This is a genomic window from Aeromonas fluvialis (assembly GCF_000819885.1).
Taxonomy (GTDB): domain Bacteria; phylum Pseudomonadota; class Gammaproteobacteria; order Enterobacterales; family Aeromonadaceae; genus Aeromonas; species Aeromonas fluvialis.
This window is the reverse complement of the sequence record NZ_CDBO01000056.1, coordinates 1-4,984: the sequence shown is the minus strand read 5'-3', so window position 1 is coordinate 4,984 and position 4,984 is coordinate 1. Positions and strand designations below refer to the sequence as shown.

Below are 4,984 nucleotides of genomic sequence, written 5' to 3'. Positions count from 1 at the left end.
AAGAGGGTCTATCGACGCTCAAGGCTGCGAAGAGTGGTGTGACATGGTGGCTGCCGATATTGGAAGCAATAGCGCACCGAGCCATCAGCGAAATAAGGGAGCGACTGGAATGGGCCGTTGATTTTCTGTCAAAAAATGCCCGCCGGACAAAGCAAAGAAAATCGATACAAAACAGGATCTTAGAAGGGGTTTTAATCGATGTGTTTCCATAATGTCTTATAAATGAGGGGCGATTCAGGTTGACAACCTTTACGGTAAAAAAATTATACCATTTGCACTATTTTACTTGGTTGAGTTTTATTGTTACCTATTTAGAATCACCTCCATTGATCAATGTCGTTGTTAATCGCTAAATCTGGAACTTTCAGCGTATCTGGGGATCTTACCATCTGAGTCAGCCAACCTAGATCGTCAGATGGGCAAGTCTAAACATAAGGTCAGCAACTTGAAGCAGTACAACCTGGCCTTGGTAAAATGTGGGCCGCTCACCCTCTGGATGGATGAGCAAGCTATCAAGAGAAGAAAGGGGCCAAGGCCATTGTCCCGCCGAGGAAAAATGCTGCGTTGTGGGAAGAAGGTCATCCGCGCAACGAAGCTATGGAGGCACTTAAGGTCGTCGAGCTGAAGGTGTGGAAACAGGCTTCTGGCTACCATCATCGTTCGAAGGCCGAGACAGTAATCTGCCGTTTCAAACAGCTCATCAGCCCGAATTTGAGCATGAGAAACTACAACGCTCAGGAAGGTGAAGCGCTGGCAGTGGTGAAGGCAATGAACAAAATGATAGGACTTTGAATGCCTGTTAGGCCGCATGTGAACTGAACAGAATCAGTCGCGTGGGGAAAAGGCTTACCCGGTTCAGTTTTAGTCAATAACGTCTTATGTATTACTATTTATTTAAATGAGAGGAAAATACCTTGTCTATAGAATCTCCCAAATTAACTAATTTTCAGCGGTACATGACGTTATTTATCGTCGCGTTTGCCGCAGGTGTTATCTTTAAAGTTGCATATTTACGTGAAGTATTTTATGAACCCTTAATGCAAGGGTTAGGTGTGACACATACTGAGCTTGGTTTGTTATCAGGCGCTTACGGTTTCACCTCGATGTTCTTTTATTTTCCTGGTGGCATTATTGCTGATAAATTTTCACCGAAGAAACTCGTTGTTAGTGCACTGCTGTTAACCGCTGCTTTAACATTCTGGTATGCAACTATCCCATCTTACTACTCGGTTGTTGCTATCATGGCTGGTTTTGCTGTGTCGACAATTCTTATTTTCTGGGCTGCGATGAATAAAACATTCAATTTCTTAGGTGGTGAAGATAGCCAAGGAAGAATGTTTGGTTATGCCGAGGGTATCAAATGTGCGTCAGGTCTTGTTGCTTCATTTGGCGCGCTTTGGATACTTGAGCAAGCGACTAGTGCGATGGGTGGTTTGCAATCGACACTGATTTTCTATGGTATTGTTTATGTTGTTATCGCGATACTTGCCTTTATTTTTATGCCGGACATTAAGTCTCAAAGTGAGCAGAGCGAAGAGCAATTTAGCTTTGCGTTACTTGTACAAACGTTAAAACTACCCGCTGTATGGTTTGTTACGTTGATAATCTTTTCTTGTTACAGTATTTACGCACTACAATCTTACACCACACCATATATGCAAGGTTTAGGCGTATCAACGGCGTTAGTGGGTATGGTGGGTATAATTCGTCAATACGGTATTGGCTTATTGTCTAGCCCTATCGGTGGTTTTATTGGCGATAAAATTGGTTCAAGTTCAAAAGCGATAATTGGCTCATTGATACTTGTTGCTGTATGTACATTTGCAATTAAATTTGCAGGCACAGATATTTCACATTACTTCTTAATTGCAATGGTTATCTGTATTGCATTCATGATATTCATTTGTCGTGGTATCTACTTTGCAACCATGAAAGAAGCACAGATTCCCTCATCAGTGACTGGGTCGGCAATTGGTTTTATATCAGTCATTGCATTCACACCAGATCTTTATATTTATGCACAAGTAGGTAGTTGGTTGGATAGTTACCCGATGGATGTTGCTTACGATATGGTTTGGAATTACATCCTACTTAATGTGGCGTTAGCGATATTTGCAGGTTTTGGCATCATTCGATGCGCAAAGAAAGCTAAGCAAAAAGCATCACAAACGGCATTAGAAAATGAATTAGAATCAGGCGCAGCTAAATAAGTTGGGGGCGGAAATATGAAACACGATTTTACTAAATATATTAACCGTAAAGATTCAGATTCGTATAAGTGGGATTCTGAGTACCCTAATGTGACTTACCCTCTTGGCTGTGCAGATTCTGATTTTGAATCGCCTAAAGAGATTTTTGACGCGATGAATAAACGCTTAGAAAATCATGTTTTTGGTTACAATGGTTACCGCGTTATTGCGGGAGCGCAAGCTGCGATAAAAGGTTATTACAAGCGCCGCCACGAAATGGACGTTGAGCTTGAACATATTGTCACTACAACGGGATTAATGTTTGCCTTGAATTTAATGATTCGCACTTATTCTAACGAAGGTGACTTAGTTATTATTCAGACCCCGGTATATCACAATTTCAAGAAAACAGTTGAGCAAGTTGGGCGTAGCGTTTCTGATAATAAATTAGTTTATAACCGAGAAAATGGCACTTACAGTGTTGATTTTGATGATTTAGAAGCGCGCGCCAGTGAGCCAAGAGCGAAGATTTTACTAATCTGTAACCCGATGAATCCAGTAGGGCGTACCTTTACTAAGGATGAGTTACTTCGTATTCATGAAATATGTACGAAGCATGACGTTATTGTATTGAGTGATGAGGTTCACTGTGATTTAGCGTATGAAGATAACCATATTTGTTATCACTCAATTTGTGAAGAGGCAAAAAATAATGCGATTGTGATGAATGCGAGTGGTAAATCATTCAATACCTCTTCGCTTTATGGCTCGATGCTCATCATACCGAATCGTAAATTACGTACTGAGTTTGAATTGGCACTCGCTGCAACGCATATTGACGTCAATGAATTTGCGATTATTGCCAACACGGTTTCTTACTCTCAATGTGATTATTATATTGATGGTTTGAAAGAATATTTGTTATTGAACAAAGCGTATATTGAGGATTTTTTTGCACAACAACTGCCTTCTGTACGAGTTATCAAACAAAATGCAACTTACCTTGCGTGGTTAGATTTTGCTGATTGGGGAATGACAAATAACGAGTTACATGCCTTTTTGATAAGCAACGGTATTGGTCTGGGTAATGGTGCAGTATTTGGCGCCTCAGAGGGTACATTTATGCGTCTCAATTACGCTTGCCACAGTAAGACGTTATCGGCGGCATTAGCGCATTTAAAACAGGTTTATACCGACAAGATAGCCAACTGATAAACGCGAGCCAAGCATATTTATGCTTGGCTTGTTATACGAGATGAGGCATCTGCTTTTTTGGGCAAACCGTATAACCGACATTCCGCACCTGATTGGGGATTTTTTTTCGGCGATGATGCCTACACGTTCACAGCAAGTGGCAACATTGAGGTGTTGGCAGTTGAGGTTGGAACAAAAACTAAAATGCTCAGATTCATTCTTTCGCCCCCCGTGAAATGATGTGAACTGTTACCCAACTTAGCATTGTTACGTGGCAACATGAGTGAAGTCACTGGTTTTCTCAATTCAATCCTGGCTGTGTGAACTTCATCACCATTTAAAATGCAAAAATTAGGTGCGGAATGACGGTTCATCGCAGGAGCCATTCATTATTTTACCAATCAAATCTAAAATCGTATTTTTCATTGGTGATTTTTTCTTGTAAACAAACCCCCACTCACCTTGATACAATGACTCTTCATAAGGTTTAATGAGCATATTGCTCTCAAGCTCTCGCCTAATAAATGGACTATTAACCATTACAATACCACGGTGATTTAACCCAAGCTCGAGCGCAATCATTTTATCCCCAGCAATAAATTTTGGCTTTATCTGAATGTTTTTATTACATAACGCAAGCCAAGCAGTCCATTCGTCACTATCATAAGGTGTTGCAATAATCGGCACATTAGTAAGATCACCACTATCTATGTGTGCTTTATATTGCAGATAAAATTCTGGTGTACAAATTGGTGTTACTTCGTGAGGAAATACACGTACCCAATCAAGTGTGCTGTCATAGCATAAGTTGCTTTTTTTAAGCACGAAACCGACATCAGATATCGCAGGATCATAATCTTCACTGTTCATCGCAAAAATACCAACTTGAGTATTTACTGGCGACTTATAGCTTATTAACTTACTGCTCAGCCATTTTACTGAAGGCATTACATAAGTTTGAATTAATAAATTGTCACGTTCTAAACTACCTTTTAGATGGGCGTATCGCTCATCTACATACGAAAGAATTTGTGTGATTTCCTCAAGTACAAAATAACCATCTTTAGTTAAAGAAACACTTCGACTATCACGACTAAAAAGACTGACACCTAACTCATCTTCTAGTTTTTTTATTTGAAAAGAAATAGCAGCTTTAGTTAGATTTAACTCATTTGCTGCTAACGTAATACTTTTGTTTCTAGCAACACTTGCAAAAAAACGCATCGACTTTAATGAGTTTATTTTTTTCATCCTGATTACCCATGACCTTTAGTCATTTTCAAGAGTCGATATGGCATCGAAGGGCGTGCAACAATCGCATGCCCCAATTCAATCTGCATACTCTTGAGATCAAAACGGTGATTAAACCGGAAGCAATATTCTGCCAAATGTCTTTGCAGATGCTTCGCATCAAGTGTATGGCCGCTCATGTACAGAACCTTAAGAAAAAACGTCATTTAACCCCCCTTCCAAAATACTGTTTTGTATCGATTTTCTCTGTCTTGTTCGCCAATCGTTTTTTGATAGAAAATCGACAGCCAACTCCAGCCTCTCTCACTGATTTCACTGATAGCTCTGGGTGCCGGTGTTCGTCAAGATAG

Annotated in this window: 3 protein-coding genes and 3 pseudogenes; 4 read left to right on the top strand and 2 right to left on the bottom strand. The window is 40.2% G+C overall.

Going from position 1 to position 4,984, the window contains the following annotated elements:
• From BN1125_RS19080 to BN1125_RS12250, 4 genes and pseudogenes are all read left to right on the top strand, one after another.
• Nucleotides 1-212 (top strand): annotated as a pseudogene (locus BN1125_RS19080) (IS4 family transposase); the annotation flags it as partial.
• Nucleotides 213-519: 307 nt separating this feature from the next.
• Nucleotides 520-792 (top strand): annotated as a pseudogene (locus BN1125_RS12260) (IS5/IS1182 family transposase); the annotation flags it as partial.
• Between the two features lie 122 nt (nucleotides 793-914).
• Nucleotides 915-2,210 carry an MFS transporter gene (locus tag BN1125_RS12255; RefSeq protein ID WP_156993314.1) on the top strand — a complete coding sequence of 432 codons (1,296 nt, stop codon included), beginning with the start codon at nucleotides 915-917 and terminating at the stop codon, nucleotides 2,208-2,210.
• Nucleotides 2,211-2,225: 15 nt separating this feature from the next.
• Nucleotides 2,226-3,401 (top strand): MalY/PatB family protein, encoded by a 1,176-nt coding sequence (locus tag BN1125_RS12250; protein WP_084202305.1) that lies wholly within the window; start codon nucleotides 2,226-2,228, stop codon nucleotides 3,399-3,401.
• A gap of 333 nt (nucleotides 3,402-3,734) precedes the next feature.
• Here BN1125_RS12250 and BN1125_RS18610 read toward each other — a convergent pair whose 3' ends face one another.
• Both BN1125_RS18610 and BN1125_RS18605 read right to left on the bottom strand, forming a co-directional pair.
• On the bottom strand, nucleotides 3,735-4,634 hold the full coding sequence (locus BN1125_RS18610) for a LysR family transcriptional regulator (RefSeq protein ID WP_084202304.1): 900 nt from the start codon (nucleotides 4,632-4,634) through the stop codon (nucleotides 3,735-3,737).
• Nucleotides 4,635-4,639: 5 nt separating this feature from the next.
• A pseudogene (locus BN1125_RS18605) lies at nucleotides 4,640-4,810 on the bottom strand (IS1595 family transposase); the annotation flags it as partial.
• Nucleotides 4,811-4,984: the final 174 nt, after the last annotated feature.

What these genes read in the sequence shown, in the direction of transcription:
- BN1125_RS12250 (WP_084202305.1), top strand. Translation starts at nt 2,226, where the DNA reads ATGAAACACGATTTTACTAAATATATTAACCGTAAAGATTCAGATTCG.
- BN1125_RS18610 (WP_084202304.1), bottom strand. Translation starts at nt 4,634, where the DNA reads ATGAAAAAAATAAACTCATTAAAGTCGATGCGTTTTTTTGCAAGTGTT.